This window comes from Pseudomonas sp. 1928-m, assembly GCF_029269135.1.
Classification (GTDB): domain Bacteria; phylum Pseudomonadota; class Gammaproteobacteria; order Pseudomonadales; family Pseudomonadaceae; genus Aquipseudomonas.
This window is the reverse complement of sequence record NZ_JARIXO010000004.1, coordinates 80,875-97,428: the sequence shown is the minus strand read 5'-3', so window position 1 is coordinate 97,428 and position 16,554 is coordinate 80,875. Positions and strand designations below refer to the sequence as shown.

Sequence of the window (16,554 nt, the reverse complement as noted above, 5' to 3'; positions counted from 1 at the left end):
ATGACACGCTGGCGCACTGCCATCTCGCCCATTCAACTGCCTGCTCACCATGGACGGTCTGTGATGAAAAACTGGAAGATCAGAACCCACCTATTCCTTCTCTCCGGCTGCCTGCTGTTTGGCCTGCTGTGTGTCGGCGGTCTTGGTTTGTATGGGCTGCAGGCCACGGTCAAGGGATTGCAAACGGTGTACCTGGACCGCGTGGTGCCGCTACGCGACCTCAAGCTGATTGCCGACTTGTACGCCGTCAATATCGTCGATGCGACGCACAAGGCGCGCAGCGGCGAGCTGGATGAGAAAACCGCGCAACAGCTGATCGAACAAGCCCAGGTGCGGATCGAGGAAACCTGGCAGGCCTATCTGGCCACCGAACTGATCCGCGAGGAAAGCCAGCTGATCGAGCAGATCAACCCGCTGATGGAACAGGCCCGGCAACCACTGAATGAGCTGCAAAGCCTGCTCAATCGTGGCGATAAAGCCGGCATCGACGCCTTTGCCAGTCAGCGGCTTTACCCGTTGATTGACCCACTCTCGGAGAAATTTGCCGAACTGATCGACGTGCAACTGCTGGAAGCCAAGCGCCAATACCAGTTGGGCGAAGCCGCCTATGCCAGCAACCTCAACCTGAGCATCAGCGTGTTGCTGATTGCCCTGCTGATTGGTCTGGCGCAGGTGTTCTATTTTATTCGCCTGATGAGCCGGCAACTGGGCGCCGAACCTGGCGAGCTGGAAGAAATCAGCGCGCACATCGCCGAAGGCCGCCTGGGCGGCAAAACCTTGGGCAACCAAGTGATGACCGGCGTGATGAAATCCGTGCAGAGCATGCGCCGTGGCCTACAGGACATGATCGGCAATATCGGCGAAGCCTCTGAACAGATCGAATGCGCCACCCTGCAGCTGGCCGCCTCCTCCGAGCAGGTACTGACCAGCGCCAATGTGCAGAGCGACACCGCCTCGGCCATGGCCGCCACCGTCGAGCAACTGGCGGTAAGCATCAACCACATTGCCGAAAACGCCCAGCAAACCTACGACATGGCGAAGAAAGCCGGCGACATGACCGATGCCGGCATTTCGGTGATGGCCCGCGCCACCACAGAAATGCACAAGATCGCCGAGCTGGTAGCCGAAAGTTCGCAGGATGTGGAAACCCTGGCCGCGCAATCACGCAATATCAGCGCAATTGTCGACGTGATTCGCGGCATTGCCGAACAAACCAACCTGCTCGCCCTCAACGCCGCCATTGAGGCCGCACGGGCCGGTGAGCAAGGTCGCGGCTTTGCCGTGGTCGCCGATGAGGTGCGTAGCCTGGCTGGTCGCACCGCCCACTCGACCACGGAAATCATCGCCCTGGTCGATGCCATTCATAGCGGCATGCACAAGGCGAAAAACAGCATGGCCGCCGGCTGTGAACGGGTCAGCATTGGCACCCAGCTGGTGGATCAGGCAGGCAGCTCGATGACAGGGATTCGCCAGGCGCTGAATGAATCACTGCAAGCGGTCAGCGTGATCTCACTGTCGCTGCAGGAGCAACGCGCCGCCAGCGAACAGGTGGCCATGAGCGTGGAACGGGTGGCGCAAATCGTCGAAGAAAACTCGGCGGCTCAGGGCGGTATCGTGCAGGCCATCCAGTCTCTGCAAGCCATGTCCGGGCGCTTGCAAGGCGTGATGCGACGCTTCAGTTTTTAAATCGTAAATCCCCTCTCAGGCCACTCGGCAGCAGGTCGCGAGTGGCGCTGGCGAGCTAGGTGGCAGACGGCTAAGGTCAATCTATGCGACTGACCTCGCGCCACGTCTATCCAGGCTGCCGTCCATGCCCGCCCACTCCCAACTGATTGATGAAATACGCGACATGCTGCTCGACTGCGGCCTGTTCGACAGCCTCACGCCCAATGAGCTGCTCAGCGCCGCCGGCTACTTCAACATCAGCAAATGTGCCCCGGAGGCAAGCATCTGCCGTGAGGGCGACCCCGGCACCTTTATGTGCATCATCCACGCGGGGGCGGTATCGGTGCGCAAGATCAACTCCAGCGGGGAAACCATCGAACTGGCCAAACTGCGCAAGGGTCGCGCCTTTGGCGAGATGGCAGTGCTCGACGGCGAACGCCGCTCAGCCAGTTGCATTGCCGTGAGCGACTGCAGCCTGCTGATGCTGGCCAAGGATTCCCTGGACAAGATGCTCGGCGAAACGCCAAAAACCGCCGCCAAGGTGATTCGCGCCATCGCTATCGCCATGTCCCGGCGTTTGCGCATGGCTGATGGGCAGTTGGTCGAGCAACAGCTCTAGGCCCCGAAAACTCACTCGTCGGATTTTGGCAGCGGCTGGGTATTGCGTTCGCGCTGTTCTTTCAGCAACGGCAGTTCCTGATCGCGACGCGGTTGGCTGGACTCCGGCAACGGTGCCTGCTTGAGCAACGGCGGATTATTGCGGGTTGGCGCTGGCAGATGCTGCGGCGCAGCCGGTGCGTAGGGTTGCGGCGTTGCAGTACCCGGGGCACCCGCTGCAGGCGCCGTGGCGGGCATTTTGGGCGGTTGCTGAGCCAGCAGCGAAGTGCTGGCAAGCGCGGTTAAAACAAACAACAGAGTAGTCAGGCGCATGCGGTTATCTCCCATACAGTTACTCACTTGGGCCTCAACCACGGCGTTAAGTGCCGCACGGGCGGYTCTCACTGACCACCGGCAAGGCTAGACTGGCGGCATGACCACCGTACGAGATTCCAGATGAGCAGCGATAAATCCCCCTCCGCCACCGGCAAGCTTGACCGCATCCTCGCTGATGCCCAGCGCTCGCGTGAAGAAGGCTACCGCGACAAGGCGCTGAAGATGTACCCGCACGTCTGCGGCCGCTGCGCCCGCGAGTTTTCCGGCAAGCGCCTGAGCGAGCTGACCGTGCACCACCGCGACCACAACCACGACAACAACCCGCAGGACGGCTCCAACTGGGAGCTGCTGTGTCTGTACTGCCATGACAACGAACACTCGCGCTACACCGACCAGCAGTACTTCAGCGAAGGCTCGCTAAGCACACCGAAGACCGCCCAAGCGACCCACAACCCCTTCGCCGACCTGGCTGCAAGACTGAAAAAGAACTGACCCTGTAGCCCGGATGAAATCCGGGAACGGTCTGTACGGCGCGAAGCTGACCCGGATTGCATCCGGGCTACGGCATTGACCAACGGCGGTATCCGGCCTGGCCTCGGCAGTGCGCCGCTTTGGCCAACCTACGTGTTGGCGATGCTGTTGAGCCTTAAATCGCCAGCAAGCTGGCGCCTAGAAAAATCAGGCCGCAGCCATACAGGTATACTCGCGTCTTTTTTGTCGCCCGCCCCTTAGGTGCGGCTTCAAAAACCCCTTCGAAAATTCTGTGCGAGTGCCACCGTGGCCAATAAGAGATACGCCTGCATCGGCCTGTTCAACCCTAAATCCCCGGAAAACGTCGGCTCGGTGATGCGTGCAGCCGGCTGCTATAGCGCCGCCTCGGTGTTCTACAGCGGCAAGCGCTATGCCCGTGCCCGCGACTTTATTACCGACACCCAGCGCATCTATATGGATATTCCGCTGATCGGCGTGGAAGACCTGCAGCAAATTATCCCCATAGGCTGCACCCCCGTGGCCGTGGAGCTGGTCGAAGGCGCACGGCCACTGCCGCAATACACCCACCCTGACCGCGCCATCTATATCTTCGGGCCCGAAGACGGCTCGCTGAGCAAGGAAGTCCTCGACTGGTGTGAGGACGTGATCTACATCCCCACCCAGGGCTGTATGAACCTCGCCGCTACCGTCAATGTGGTGCTCTACGACCGCATGGCCAAAGGCATCAACACCAAGTCCGGGCCTGGCCTCAAGTAGGCCGCCACCCAGTTGTTACAACCCTGACTTGAGCCGGCTAAAGGCGCGGGTCAAGGCGCGATTGAACGCCTTGGCGTTGTCGTTCTTGGTGTACAGCTGCGCACGCACGGCAGCCCCTGGGTAGGTGCCAGGGTCAGCGAGAATCGTCGGATCAACCGTGGTATTGGCCGCTGGCACCGCGTTGGCGTAGTAAATGGTGTTGGTGATGGCACCGATCACCTCGGGCGTCATCAGATGATCCATCAGTGCCAATCCGGCCTCGGGGTGAGGCGCGTCCTTGGGGATCACCATCGCATCGAACCAGATCAGCGTACCTTCACGCGGGATGCTGTAGTGCAGGCTGTAGGGTTTGCCCGCCTGCTCAGCCTGGCCGGCGGCAATCGATACATTGCCGTTCCACGACATCGCCAGACAGGTATCGCCGTTGGCCAGGTCGGTGATATTGCGGTCGTTGTCGAAGTAGCGGATCGACGGCCGCACCTTGGCCAGATGCGCCTCGGCCAGCTTCAGGTCATCCAGACTCTGCTGGTTAATATCCAGACCCAGGTAACGGAACGCCGCCGCAAACACCTCATTGGGGTCATTGAGAAAGCTCACCCCGCAGTCGGCAAACTTCGCCACCACCTGTGGATCGAGCAGCATGGCCCAGCTGTCGGTCGCCGCATCGGCCATGCGTTTGCTGATGGCCTGCTGCTGATAACCAAACCCCGTAGTGCCCCAAACATACAGGCCGGCGTAACGGTTGCCCGGATCGAACGCGGCCATATGCCCGGTGAACTCGCTATCCAGCCCGGCGAAGTGCGGCAGCGCGGCCTTGTTTAGCGGCTGCAGCGCGCCACTCTGGATCGCCCGCTGTAGATGCTGACCAGCCGTCAGCACCAGGTCATAACCGCTGCGCCCAGTCAGCAGCTTGGTTTCCACGGTTTCCAGCGAGTCGAAGTGGTCGACCACCACCTTGATCCCGGTCTTCTGTTCAAAACTGCTCAGGGTGTCAGGTGCCAGGTACTCGCCCCAGATAAACAGATTGACCTGCTTCGGCGCCTCGGCCGCCAGCGCTTGAACGCTAGCTGCCAGGCCCAACGCCAACAGACTGGTATGCAGTTTCATCGAAGCCTCCTAGACGCGCTTGGGCGCGGCGTATTGCGGCATGGTGATGCAGGCGACGTTGCCGCCACCGAGGAGGATTTCCCGGGAATTTTCGATACCGATAATCCGGTGCTTGGGGAACAGCTCGGCCAGGGTGGCCTGGGCCACGCGGTCGTAGGGGTCGTTGAACAGCGGCACGACGATGGCCGAGTTGCCGGCGTAATAGTTGATATAGGAGGCGCAGATCTGCGTGCCAGCCTGACGGGTATGGGTGGATTCATCCTGATCCAGGCCTTCGGCTTCTTCGGCCGTCCACTCCAGCACGCGCGGCTGCGGCAGCTTGTGTACTTCCAGCGCGCGACCCTGGGCGTCGCGGGTACTGCGCAGGATGTCGTAGGCCTCCTGGTAGATTTCCCACTGTGGATCATTGCGATCATCGGTCCATTGCTGCACCACCACACCGGGGCGCACGAAGCAGGCCAGGTCGTCGATATGTCCATCGGTTTCATCGAACTTGCAGCCGCGCGGCAGCCAGATCACCTGCTCGGCGCCGAGGTAATCGCTGAGCCGGCGAGTCATCTCCTCCTTGCCCAGGTGGGCGTTGCGATTACGGTTAAGTAGGCACTGCTCGGTGGTCAGCAGAGTGCGCTGGCCATCGGTCTGGATGCCACCCATCTCAGCAATAAAGGGCGCGCGGTAGCGGTCGTAACCTTCGATTTCGAGGATCTTCTGCGCAATCTGGTCGTCCTTATCCCAGGGGTAGTACAGGCCGCCATCGAGACCGCCGTAGGCGTTGAACTCAAAGTCCACGCCGCGCACTTCACCACTCTCGTCATTAACCAGAAAGGCCGGGCCGCTGTCGCGAAACCAGGTGTCGTTGCAGGTCATTTCCACCACCCGCACATGGACCGGTAGCTGGCGACGGGCGTTGGCGTACTGGCTGGCCGAGGCGCATACGGTGACCGGCTCGCTGCTGGCAATTGCCGTAACGATATCCACCCAGACCTTCTGCGCCGGTTTGGCACCGTTGCGCCACACGTCGGTGCGCTCCGGCCAGCCGAGCCAGCAGCCGGCCTTGGGTTCGAATTCGCCGGGCAGACGGAAGCCATCGGCTTTAGGGAGGGAAGTCAGGGAACGCGCCATCGGATGCACCTTATGCCTGTGGGGAAGATGGCCACACAGTACGCGGCGCCCCAGCCGAGGTTCCAACGACGATAATTACGGAATAGCTGAATTCAATTCATCATTCAGCCAGGTGATCACTCAGCCAATCTAAGAAGTCTGCCACCGCCGGCTTCTCCAGGCGGATGCGTTCACAGACCAACGCATACTGCCCGAGCGCCGCCACACTGGCGTTGAATGGGCGCACCAGGCGGCCGCTGGCCAGGTCCTCAGCGGCGGTAAGGTTGTCGCCCATGGCCACGCCCTGCCCTTGCGCCGCCGCTTCCAGCGCCAGGCCGGCATGGCCGAGATACAGATGACGCGCGGGCTGGATATCACCGGCATGGGTGGTTAGCCAGGCGGTCCAGGTTTTGCCGTCCTGATCATCATGCAGCAGGCCGTGGCGGGCCAAGTCACGCGGGTGTTTAAGGCCGCCCTGGTTGAACAGGCTGGGGCTGCACACCGGAAAGAACTGCAGAGTCGGCAGCGGCCGCACGAAGTAGGCGCTGGCATCCTCGGGGCCGGTGCCGTAGGTGATAGCCAAGTCGATATCCGGGCTCGGCAGGCAGGCTTCCAGCGGCTGTTCGTGCAGATGCAGGGTGATCTGCGGGTAGCGGTCGCTGAAGTCGGCCAGGCGGCTGACCAGCCACTTCTGCGCCAGTTCGGGGGTTACCGCGATACGCAGCACCACCTGCGAGCCGGGGTCACGCAGCTCGTCGCAGGCCTCGCCAATCAGCTCAAACGCCTGCTGCAAACGCTGCAGCAGGCGCCGCGCGGCAGGCGTCGGTACGACTTGGCGCCCTTCGCGGGCAAACAGCGGCGTGCCGAGCTGTTCTTCCAGCTGGCGGATCTGGTGACTGACCGCGCTGTCGGTGACGCACAGCTCGGCAGCCGCCCGCCCAAAGTGGGCGTGGCGAGCGGCGCACTCGAAGGTGCGCAAGGCAGTGAGAGACGGTAGGCGGCGCATGTGAGTTCCAGCCTTGGGCTAGCGCAACAGCTTGTTGTCCAGGGTCTTCGAGGCGCGGCCCATGACGTTTTCGCTGATCTCGATAAAGTCTTTGGTGCTGGCCTTCTCCAGGCGCATCAGGCCGCGAGTCACGTCATCCAGCGAACGCGGCTGGGTGGTGCCTTTGGTGGCCTGGCGGATTTCCCGATCCAATTCCTGCAGCAGCAACACCGCGCGGGCGGTGACCGGGCCACTGGAATTATCGGTGCGCAGGCTGTTCACCGGCTTACTCCAGCGGATCAACTGCTCACGGATTTTCTGATAACGCTCCTCGCTGAGCCCGCCGGCGCGGCGCATCAGCTCGATGGCGTAGTACTCGGCCAGACCTTCGGTGATCCAGTCGCTGCGATCACGGGCGCGGATTCGGCTGAACACATGCACCAGTTCGTGCACCAGGGAGCTGGTGCCGTTCTCACTGACCAGCGGGCGGTCCGTGTGCATGTAGTAGGAATTGGCCGCCGACAGGCCGCCGCGCCACATCGGGTCGCCGGCACCGACGATCAGCAGCTTGGCCGGATCGCGCGGAAACACTTCCTGAGCATGCGGCCAGACAAAGGTCAGCAGGGTCATCACGTCCATGCGCCGCATACCCTCRCCAACCGGAGCCGAAATCGTCACGTCGGTTTCGCCCAGCTTGGCGCGGCGGGTGCCGATCTTGCCCGCCACCATCCAGCCGGTCGGGCGGTCGAACTTGCGCTGCGGGTTGTCGATGCGGAATTTGTTCTTGCCGATCCGCGGCCAGCCGGTTTCAACACTCTTCCAGCCCTTTGGCAGGTCAAACTGCAGACGCGAGACCAGCTCGGTTTTGTCGGCCTGACGCAGCTTGACCGCCGGCACCAGGTCATCGCCGCGCAGCAGAGCCCAGTCCTTGGTGATCCGCGCATCAAAGCGTCCGGGGCTGCGCTCGTTGTTGATACGCACTCGGTAGCTCAGGGTCGATTTGCCCTTGCCAGGCTGCCAGGTGCCCAGTTCGGGGCTGTTCTGCGTCCACTGGCCGTCGGCCTTGAAGTCGCTATAAACGCCCTGCTCACCCAGATTGAAGGCCAGGCTGATCACCGGCGCGCCGTCTTCCAGGGTCAGGCTGACCTCAGCTTGCTCGGTTTCCGGCAGAAAGCGCACCTGGTAATCGAGATCGATCTTCTTCGCCCACAGCGGCGTACTCAAGCTCAGCAGCACAACGGACAGCAGCAAACGGCGCATCAACATGGCAAAGCTCCACAGTGCAAATCAGTGACTCAGGCGAGTTTAGGCCGGCATTTGTCGGCGAGGTTCAGCCGGCGCGGAAGATCATATGGTCTTCCCACTCATCCTCGGCCACGCTGTTCTCGCTAAGCATGCGCCCAGCCTGGGAAATCCGCTGTTTATGCACCTGTTCCGGGTCGCCGCACACCAGGTGGTGCCAGAGCAGCAGGTCCTTGCCCTCGCTGACCAGGCGATAGGCGCAGGTCGGTGGTAGCCACTGGAATTGGTCGGCCTGGGCCGGGGTCAGCTGGATGCAATCGGCAACGAATTTGCGCCGGTTGCTGTAGTCGGTGCAGCGGCAGGTCTGCAGGTCCAGCAGTTTGCAGGCGATGCGCGTGTAATACACGCTGCCATCGTCCTCATCTTCAAGCTTTTGCAGGCAGCACAGACCGCAGCCATCGCACAGCGATTCCCACTCGTCCTGATCCAGCTGTTCGAGGGTTTTGCGTTTCCAGAAGGGTTCGACTTTGGCGGCCATGGCGAGGGTACGGTGAGGGGCGAAAAGGCCGGCAGTCTAGCGGTTGGGGCAGTAACGGCCAAGGGCGGCGAGCCGAATGGTTAATTAATAACCACGAACAAAGTCCACCTGCCCGCGCAATTCATGACCGGCCTGCCAGCGCGCCAGGTTATCGACAAACAGCTGCACCAGCAGATGTGGATCAGTCGGCGCCGAGCTGTGCCCGGTGAGCAGCAGGCGCGGCGCGTCCCAGAATGGGTGGCAGGCGGGCAACGGTTCTTCACGGCAGACATCAATCACCGCGCCCGCCAGTTGCCCCTGTTGCAGCGCACTGACCAGCGCCTGATCGACCACCGCCACACCACGCCCGGCATTGATAAACAGCGCGCTGGGCTTACAGGCGGCAAACAGCGCGGCATCATAAATATCGCGGGTGGCCGGGGTATCCGGCAGCAGGTTGATCAGGTAATCAACCTCGCCCACCAGGCGCGGCAGTTCGTCGAGCCCCGCCACCTGACGGAACGGTGGCAGGCTGCGCGGACTGCTGGCGATGCCCAGTAGCTCGATGCCAAACGGTGCAAGAAACTGCGCCACGCCCAGGCCGATATCACCGGTGCCGACGATCAGCGCCTTGCGCCCGGCCAGGCTGCGCGACAGACGATTGTCCCAGCGCTGCTCAACCTGAGAGGCCAGTGCAGCAAAAAGTTGGCGCTCGTGGGCCAGCAGATGGCACAGCACATACTCGGCCATCACCTGGCCGAAGATGCCCACGGCACGGGTTAACGCGTAATCCGTTGGCAAATCCTTGGCGAGCAGCGGCGTAATGCCCGCCCAGGTCGATTGCAGCCACTGCGGCCTGCTGCCCTGACGCAGCAAAGGCGCGAGCAGATCCGGCTGGCCCAGCCAGAGCGGGCAGCTCGCGGCGTATTCGACCAACTCGGCCGGCCGCTCGCTGCCAAACAGATCAAGCTCAGGTGCCTGCTGGCGCAGTAACTCGGCATACCGCGCGTGTTCGGCTTCGGCAATCAACACACGCAGTGGGGCATTTACAGTGGCGGGCATGACGCTTACATCGGGTCGTTACGGCGCAACAACTCATCGGGCAGATGCTCGATGTATTCATCTTCCGGCGGCGGCATCTGCAGGTGGTAGCCCTGCTCGTCGAGGTTGGCCAGCACCTTGTGGATGTCTTCGCGGGCCAGCACGCGCTCGGGTGTCAGCACCATCTCGAAGGCCAGGGCCGGCGGGCCGAAAGCCAACAGCAGGTTTTCCGGCACGCGCTTGAGGCCATCGCTGCGCAGCACGTAGAGGTACATCTCGTTCTTGCGCGGGCTTTTGTAGATTGAGCAGATACGTTTCACGCGGACTCTCCGGTTGCAGCCAGGCAATCAAGCAGCGCCTGGCCCATCAATTCACGCCGCCAGCCGCGCAGCGACTCCGGCAGCTGGTAAGGCCCATTCGGGTAGCCAGTTTTCAGCAGGGCTTCGAGGGTTTTCTTGCGCAGCATCAGCTCCGGGGCGATGTTCAGCCGCTCACCTTCGCGCTGGCCAATGGCGCGCAGCTTTTTAAGCAGTGACGCTGCTTCCAGCGGCAAGGGCTCTGACAGGGCTTCAGGCCACTCTTCAGCCGGGGTGGCAGCCGCCTGCTTGATCAGTTGCAACAGAAACTCGCCGTCCTGGCGCACGGTCTTCGGGTGCATGTCCTCGATTCGCGCCAGGGCAACTAGGTTATCCGGCTGGGTGCGCGCCAATGGCCACAGCGAATGCTCACGGATAATCCGGTTACGCGGCTGGTTGCGTTTGCGCGCCTGCTCTTCACGCCAGCTGCACAGCGCTTTCAACACCGCCAGCTGTTGCCGGTTGAGTTTCCAGGCCAGCTTGGCTTCGCGGTAGGCCAGCTCGGGATCGACTTCGCGGCAGAGGTTGCTGACCAGCTCGGCGCCGTCTTCCAGCACCCAGGCGTATTTCTCGGCCGACAGTTGCGCCTTGAGCTGCGCATACACCTCGGCGAGGTGCAGCACGTCTTCGGCCGCATAGCTGACCTGAGTGGCCGATAACGGCCGCTGCAGCCAGTCGGAGCGGGTCTCGCCCTTGGGCAGTTCGATATTCAGCACCGCCTGCACCAGGCGCGAATAGCCCATGGAGAAACCGAGATTGAGGTAGCCGGCGGCCAGTTGGGTGTCGAACAGCGGCGTGGGCAGGCTGCCGGTCAGGCGCAGAAAGACTTCCAAATCCTCGCTGCAGGCATGCAGCACCTTGACCACGGCCGAGTCCTGCAGCAGCTCGGTAAAGGGCGCCCAGTCGCTGATCAGCAGCGGATCGATCAGATACGCCCGCTCGCCCTCGCTGACCTGCAGCAGCCCGGCAATCGGGTAAAAGGTGTCGACCCGCATAAACTCGGTATCCACCGCGACAAAGGCCAGCGTGCGCCAGATTGCACAATGCTGCGCCAAGCTGGCGTTATCACCAATCCACTGAATATCAATCGCCACGCGGCTCTCCCATCAAGAATGCCGCGCAGTATATATGCCCAGGCACTGTGCCGGGCATTTGCTGCCTTGGGCATCACAGATGCGAATGAACCCTGTAATCTGGCCGGCGCTTGCATCTGCTTACATTCATCACAGGGAATAAAAACAATGAAGAAACTGCTTGGCCTGCTTGTGGCCTTGATTGCTGCGGCGGCGATCTACCTCGCCGTCACGCCCAGCCCAATTGATCCACTGGCCTGGGAAGCCCCGACCATCCCGCCGATGACCGGCGTACTGGAACCCAACGACACCTTGATGAAGGCCGAACTGCTCGGCCGCGGCCAGGTGCATGGCCCGGAAGACACCGCCGTAGATGCCCAGGGTCAGGTGTACGCCGGCCTGCATGACGGCAAGATCGTGCGCATCAAGGCCGATGGCAGCGTGGAAACCTTCGCTGACACCCAAGGCCGCCCGCTGGGCATGGACTTTGACGCCGCCGGCAACCTGATCGTCGCCGACGCCTACAAGGGCTTGCTGAGCATCGACGCCCAGGGCCAGATCAAGGTACTGACCACCGAGGCAGAAGGCGTAGCCTTCAAGTTCACCGACGATCTGGATATCGCCCGCGACGGCACCATCTACTTCAGCGATGCCAGCCAGCGTTTCGAACAGCCCGACTATCTGCTCGACCTGCTCGAAGCCCGCCCCCATGGCCGCCTGCTCAGCTACAACCCGGCCAGCGGCGAAACCAAGGTGCTGCTCAAGAACCTGTACTTCGCCAATGGCGTGGCGCTGTCGACCAATGAAGACTTTGTGCTGGTCAACGAAACCTACCGCTACCGCATCACCCGTTACTGGCTGAGCGGCGACAAGGCCGGCACCCACGATATCTTTATCGACAACCTGCCGGGCCTGCCGGACAACCTGCAGGGCGATCGCAACGGCACCTTCTGGGTGGCCCTGCCGACCCCGCGCAAAGCCGACGCCGACATGCTGCACCGCTCACCCTGGGCAAAATCGCAGCTGGCCAAACTGCCACGCGCCTTCTGGCCCAAGGCCGTGCCTTACGGCTTTGCCATCGCCCTCAATGAACAAGGCGAAATCACCCAGAGCCTGCACGACACCAGCGGCACCCACCTGCGCATGATCACCTCGGTCAAACCGGTGGGCGATTATCTGTACTTTGGCAGCCTGGATAATGATCGGATCGGTAAGCTGAAAATCCGCTAAGAACCTGCCTCGGATCTGCTGCGCGTCGGCCAAACTGCGTTGAAAACGGCTTTGGAATGCTCATGTACAAAAGTACACTCCGCTTCCTCAGCCGTTTTCGCCTTGTTTTGCTCTAGCTCGCGAGATCCGAAACAGGCTCTAAGCCGCCCATACAAAAAAGCCCGCGCAACTGCTTAGCTGCGCGGGCTTTTTAATGTTCGGGATTTACCTATTTGATCTTTTCGGCGATCCAGATGGTGTGCCGGGTGCCCTTGTTGCCATGGGCATAGACCTGCACTTCCTCCACCTTGAAGCCGGCCTTGCGCACCTTGTCGCTGAATACCCGGTCGGCGCTGGCCGACCACACCGCCAGCACGCCTTTGTTACGCAATGCCTGGTAGCAGCGCTGCAGGCCCTGGGCGGAATACAGCCAGCTATTGCGCTTCTGGGTCAGGCCTTCGGGGCCGTTGTCGACATCCAGCATGATCGCGTCATAACGCTGATCGGCGCTCTTCAGGCAATTGGCGACATCGTCCTGAATTACCCGGGTACGCGGATCGAGGATCGGGTAACCGGCCTTGGCGCCCAACGGGCCGCGGCTCCATTCCACCACCCCAGGCACTAGCTCGGCCACTTCCACTTCAGCGGTCTTGCCCAGGTTCTGCAACGCAGCCGCCAGGGTAAAGCCCATGCCCAGGCCGCCGATCAGCACCCGCGAGTCCGGCCGCCCGGCGACCTTCTTGCAGGGAATCGCCGCCAGCGCATCCTCAGAGCCATGCATGCGCGTGTTCATCAGCTGACCGCCATCGCCGCCGGCAATCTTGATCACAAAATCCTCACCGTACTCGAACAGGCACAGCGCGCCCGAGCCATCGGGAATCGGGGCGGTATCGAGCAATACAAAACGCTTCATGGCGTACGGCAACCTGGGTCAGCTAAAACGGGGATGCAGCATGCCCATAAACCGGCAAAGATGCAGCGCCCAGCGGGCAGAAATCTTCCAGAACTAGGCTGCGACAGCTCAATAGCAGGGTTTATGATGCCGGCTGCCCCTTTGCCCACAGGATGACTGGCATGCCCCTCGCCCAACTGATCAGCGCCGCCCAGCTACAGCGCCGCCTTGATGAGCCCGACCTGCTGATTCTCGATTGCCGCTTCGCCCTGGATGATCCTGCCTACGGCCAGCGCAGCTACGCCGAAGGGCATATCCCCGGCGCGCAGTTTGCTGATCTAGAGCGCGACCTCTCAGGGCCGATCCATAAAGGCATCACCGGCCGTCATCCCCTGCCGGAGCCTGCACAACTGCTGCAGCGCCTGCGCGAATGGGGCCTGAACAATCACAGCGAAGTGATGCTGTACGACGACGGCCCCGGCGCCTTTGCCAGCCGCGCCTGGTGGCTGCTGGCCTGGCTGGGCAAACGTGAGGGCGTGTACCTGCTCGATGGCGGCCTCAAAGCCTGGCGCGAAGCCGGCGGCGCATTGACTCAGGACCTGCCCACGCCTACTCCCGGCACCTTCAGTGGCAACGCCGATGCCAGCCTGCTGGTCAGTGCCGCGCAGCTGCAACAGCGCCTCGGTGATAGCCAACTGACCCTGCTGGATGCCCGCGGCCTGCCGCGGTTCAGGGGTGAGGTAGAGCCTATCGACCCGGTCGCTGGGCATATCCCTGGGGCGCAGTGCGCGGCGTTTACGGACAACCTCGACAGCGACGGCCACTTCTTCAGCCCAGAGCAACTGCGCCAGCGCTTTGCTACACATCTCGGCGAGCGCCCGGCCAGCGAGCTGGTCGCCTACTGCGGCTCAGGCGTAACCGCCTGCCACAACCTGTTCGCCCTGTGCCTGGCCGGCTACCCGTTGGCGCCGCTGTATGCCGGTTCCTGGAGCGAATGGATCACTGACTCCACCCGCCCTGTGGCCACGGGGGACTGATTTCAGCGTGAGCAGGCTGGCCATGCAGATATTGCCCGCCAGCCTTGGTTAAGCACCAACTGGAATATAGGCAATAACCGAAAGCCGAAAACAATTTAAAAACAGCCCTTTACAGTAGAAAGGTCGCACTACACTTCAACATGAGCGGCTAACCCCGCTTCCGGTGGGGCCTTTATTAGAACAAACAGAAGCTGCCAGCGCCCCGGCCCCATCGGTCACCTTTCGCCGAGGGCTATATGGGAATTGCCGCCTGCGAGTTAAGCCAGTACGTCATCCGCCCTACCCTGCTCTACCTGGGCCGCCACTCCACCGCCGCCGAAGCCTTGTTGCTCGGAGCCGCTGCCAGCCAATCCGGGCTCGGCTCAGCTCTCGATGACAAACATGGCCACGGCCTCTACCGCATCGCTGCACTGCGCCACCAGCAGCTCTGGGATCAGCACCTGGCGCTGGACCCGGACCTCGCCAGCCAAGTACGCGGCCTCGCCAGCCAGCATGCCTTCCTCGCCGCGCCGCACCTGGAACTGACCGTCAACCTGCGCTACGCCACGGCGATTGCCTGGATGCTGATCGAAGCCGAACACCGCGAACTGCCGGCCGCCGATGATCTGCTGGGCATGGCGCAGGTCTGGCGCCGGGTATTCAAACCCCACGGCCGTACCAAAGACTTTATTGCCGCCTGGCAACGCTGCATCGGCAGCCTCAGCCAAGTGGCCTGAACCCCAGGATAACGGCCAGCATTGTCCGACAAGATCCAAGCAACTAGCAGAAAATAGCGTCACGTTAAAGGCATAAAACCGCTCTATCTCGGGAACTTCGCGGGCTTGGCAGGGGTCAGGAAAAGTTGTTAGTTTCCGCCCCCCGTTAAAACCTAGGAGTCCTCCGTGACTAGAAGAGTCGTCAAGACCTGCCTGTCCCTTGCCCTTGCCTCTGCCGCCAGCCATGGCTTTGCCAGTGGTTTTGCCATCAACGAACAAAGCATCAGCAGCATGGGCACCGCCTTCGCCGGCCGCTCCTCCTCTGCCGATGACGCCAGCACCGTATTCGGCAACCCGGCCGGTATGGCGCGCATCAAGCGTGAACAAGTCAGCGGCGGCATTGCCCTGATCCACGCGAAAACTAATATCGACAACGCCAGCGGCTCTGCCAACGGCAGCAATGACGGCGACATGGTGCCGTTTATCGGCGCGCCCATGGGCTATTACGTCAAACCGCTGGATGACAACTGGAGCTTCGGCCTGGGCCTGTACGTACCGTTCGGCCTGGTGACTGATTACGAGCGCAACTTCCAGGGCCGCTACCACGGCGACCGCAGTGAAGTGCGGGTGATTACCCTGCAGCCAACCCTGAGCTATCGCTTCAACGAACAACTGTCGATCGGCTTCGGCCCAACCATCAACCGCATCGACGGCGAGCTGACTTCGGCCATCGAAAACCCATTCGCCGGAGGTGACGGTAAAGTCGAAATCAAGGGCGATGACACCGCACTGGGCTACAACGTCGGCGTGCTGTTTGAAATCACCCCACAAACGCGTTTTGGCCTGACCTACCACTCCAAGGTGGATTACCGCCTGAAGGGTGACACCACAGTGTCTGGCCCAGGTGTCATTGCAACTTCGGCCGGCACCTACGATGCGTCACTGGAGCTGACCACCCCGGAATCGGTGGATTTCTCGGTCACCCACGAGTTGGATGCCGACTGGACCCTCTACGCCGGCAGCACCTGGACGCGCTGGAGCCGTCTGGAAGAAATCCGCGCAAACAACAAAGGCGTCGGTGGCTTGCTGGCGGGCAAGCTCAGCAGCATCAGTGAACCGCAGAACTGGCACGACACCTGGGCTCACGCCGTCGGCGCTGCCTACAAGCTGAACCCGCAGTGGACCCTGCGCGCCGGCCTGGCCGTGGACCAGTCGCCGACCAATAACGCCGACCGCTCGCCACGCATCCCCACCGGCGACCGCACCATCCTCAGCCTGGGCACAGCCTGGAGCCCGAATGATGATGTGACCATCGACCTGGCCTATTCCTACCTGATGGAAGACGACGCTCACATCGAGCGGAACGACTACCGCGCCACCTACAAAAACACCGCACACGGCCTGGGCGCACAAGTGACGTACCGCTTCTAATTCAACCAGCGGTTTGGGTTAA

18 protein-coding genes are annotated in these 16,554 nt (G+C 61.9%); 8 read left to right on the top strand and 10 right to left on the bottom strand.

Annotated elements, in window-relative coordinates; genetic code table 11:
• Nucleotides 1-63: 63 nt before the first annotated feature.
• Complete coding sequence (locus tag P3C18_RS14335) at nt 64-1,686, top strand: methyl-accepting chemotaxis protein (protein ID WP_275962528.1); 1,623 nt, start codon at nt 64-66, stop codon at nt 1,684-1,686.
• Nucleotides 1,687-1,810: 124 nt separating this feature from the next.
• Nucleotides 1,811-2,284: a cyclic nucleotide-binding domain-containing protein gene (locus P3C18_RS14330; protein WP_275962527.1), complete on the top strand. Its 474-nt coding sequence runs from the start codon at nt 1,811-1,813 to the stop codon at nt 2,282-2,284.
• A gap of 11 nt (nt 2,285-2,295) precedes the next feature.
• Here P3C18_RS14330 and P3C18_RS14325 read toward each other — a convergent pair whose 3' ends face one another.
• Nucleotides 2,296-2,595: a hypothetical protein gene (locus P3C18_RS14325; RefSeq protein ID WP_275962526.1), complete on the bottom strand. Its 300-nt coding sequence runs from the start codon at nt 2,593-2,595 to the stop codon at nt 2,296-2,298.
• Nucleotides 2,596-2,718: 123 nt separating this feature from the next.
• Here P3C18_RS14325 and P3C18_RS14320 point away from each other — a divergent pair, with 123 nt between their 5' ends.
• Nucleotides 2,719-3,090 carry a YajD family HNH nuclease gene (locus tag P3C18_RS14320; protein ID WP_275962525.1) on the top strand — a complete coding sequence of 124 codons (372 nt, stop codon included), beginning with the start codon at nt 2,719-2,721 and terminating at the stop codon, nt 3,088-3,090.
• 285 nt (nt 3,091-3,375) lie between these two features.
• A complete protein-coding gene (locus P3C18_RS14315) occupies nt 3,376-3,846 on the top strand; it encodes an RNA methyltransferase (RefSeq protein ID WP_090253162.1) in 471 nt (156 codons plus the stop codon).
• A gap of 15 nt (nt 3,847-3,861) precedes the next feature.
• On the opposite strand, the gene P3C18_RS14310 is transcribed toward P3C18_RS14315, so the two are convergent.
• The 8 genes from P3C18_RS14310 to rnd all read right to left on the bottom strand — a co-directional run bounded on the left by P3C18_RS14310 (nt 3,862) and on the right by rnd (nt 11,289).
• Nucleotides 3,862-4,953: an extracellular solute-binding protein gene (locus tag P3C18_RS14310; RefSeq protein WP_275962524.1), complete on the bottom strand. Its 1,092-nt coding sequence runs from the start codon at nt 4,951-4,953 to the stop codon at nt 3,862-3,864.
• A gap of 9 nt (nt 4,954-4,962) precedes the next feature.
• Nucleotides 4,963-6,075 (bottom strand): agmatine deiminase, encoded by a 1,113-nt coding sequence (aguA, locus tag P3C18_RS14305; RefSeq protein WP_275962523.1) that lies wholly within the window; start codon nt 6,073-6,075, stop codon nt 4,963-4,965.
• Between the two features lie 100 nt (nt 6,076-6,175).
• Nucleotides 6,176-7,060, bottom strand: a complete 885-nt coding sequence (locus tag P3C18_RS14300; protein ID WP_275962522.1) for a LysR substrate-binding domain-containing protein — start codon at nt 7,058-7,060, stop codon at nt 6,176-6,178.
• Between the two features lie 18 nt (nt 7,061-7,078).
• Nucleotides 7,079-8,305, bottom strand: coding sequence for a hypothetical protein (locus tag P3C18_RS14295; protein ID WP_275962521.1), 1,227 nt, complete (start codon nt 8,303-8,305; stop codon nt 7,079-7,081).
• A gap of 64 nt (nt 8,306-8,369) precedes the next feature.
• Complete coding sequence (locus tag P3C18_RS14290) at nt 8,370-8,819, bottom strand: YcgN family cysteine cluster protein (protein ID WP_160087331.1); 450 nt, start codon at nt 8,817-8,819, stop codon at nt 8,370-8,372.
• Nucleotides 8,820-8,903: 84 nt separating this feature from the next.
• Complete coding sequence (locus P3C18_RS14285; protein WP_275962720.1) at nt 8,904-9,836, bottom strand: D-2-hydroxyacid dehydrogenase; 933 nt, start codon at nt 9,834-9,836, stop codon at nt 8,904-8,906.
• 29 nt (nt 9,837-9,865) lie between these two features.
• Nucleotides 9,866-10,159: a YcgL domain-containing protein gene (locus P3C18_RS14280; RefSeq protein ID WP_090253148.1), complete on the bottom strand. Its 294-nt coding sequence runs from the start codon at nt 10,157-10,159 to the stop codon at nt 9,866-9,868.
• Nucleotides 10,156-11,289, bottom strand: a complete 1,134-nt coding sequence (gene rnd / locus P3C18_RS14275) for a ribonuclease D (protein ID WP_275962520.1) — start codon at nt 11,287-11,289, stop codon at nt 10,156-10,158. Before rnd ends, P3C18_RS14280 begins: the two co-directional genes overlap by 4 nt.
• Before the next feature lie 147 nt (nt 11,290-11,436).
• Here rnd and P3C18_RS14270 point away from each other — a divergent pair, with 147 nt between their 5' ends.
• Nucleotides 11,437-12,498 (top strand): SMP-30/gluconolactonase/LRE family protein, encoded by a 1,062-nt coding sequence (locus P3C18_RS14270; protein ID WP_275962519.1) that lies wholly within the window; start codon nt 11,437-11,439, stop codon nt 12,496-12,498.
• A gap of 208 nt (nt 12,499-12,706) precedes the next feature.
• Here the strand turns inward: P3C18_RS14270 and P3C18_RS14265 are convergent, their stop codons facing one another.
• Nucleotides 12,707-13,390: an MnmC family methyltransferase gene (locus P3C18_RS14265; RefSeq protein ID WP_275962518.1), complete on the bottom strand. Its 684-nt coding sequence runs from the start codon at nt 13,388-13,390 to the stop codon at nt 12,707-12,709.
• A 161-nt stretch (nt 13,391-13,551) separates the two neighbouring features.
• Between P3C18_RS14265 and P3C18_RS14260 the strand changes: the two genes are divergently transcribed.
• The 3 genes from P3C18_RS14260 (at nt 13,552) to P3C18_RS14250 (ending at nt 16,532) form a co-directional block, all read left to right on the top strand.
• Nucleotides 13,552-14,406 (top strand): sulfurtransferase, encoded by an 855-nt coding sequence (locus P3C18_RS14260; protein ID WP_275962517.1) that lies wholly within the window; start codon nt 13,552-13,554, stop codon nt 14,404-14,406.
• A gap of 236 nt (nt 14,407-14,642) precedes the next feature.
• Nucleotides 14,643-15,122 carry a hypothetical protein gene (locus P3C18_RS14255; RefSeq protein WP_275962516.1) on the top strand — a complete coding sequence of 160 codons (480 nt, stop codon included), beginning with the start codon at nt 14,643-14,645 and terminating at the stop codon, nt 15,120-15,122.
• A gap of 165 nt (nt 15,123-15,287) precedes the next feature.
• Nucleotides 15,288-16,532, top strand: coding sequence for an outer membrane protein transport protein (locus P3C18_RS14250; protein WP_275962515.1), 1,245 nt, complete (start codon nt 15,288-15,290; stop codon nt 16,530-16,532).
• Nucleotides 16,533-16,554: the final 22 nt, after the last annotated feature.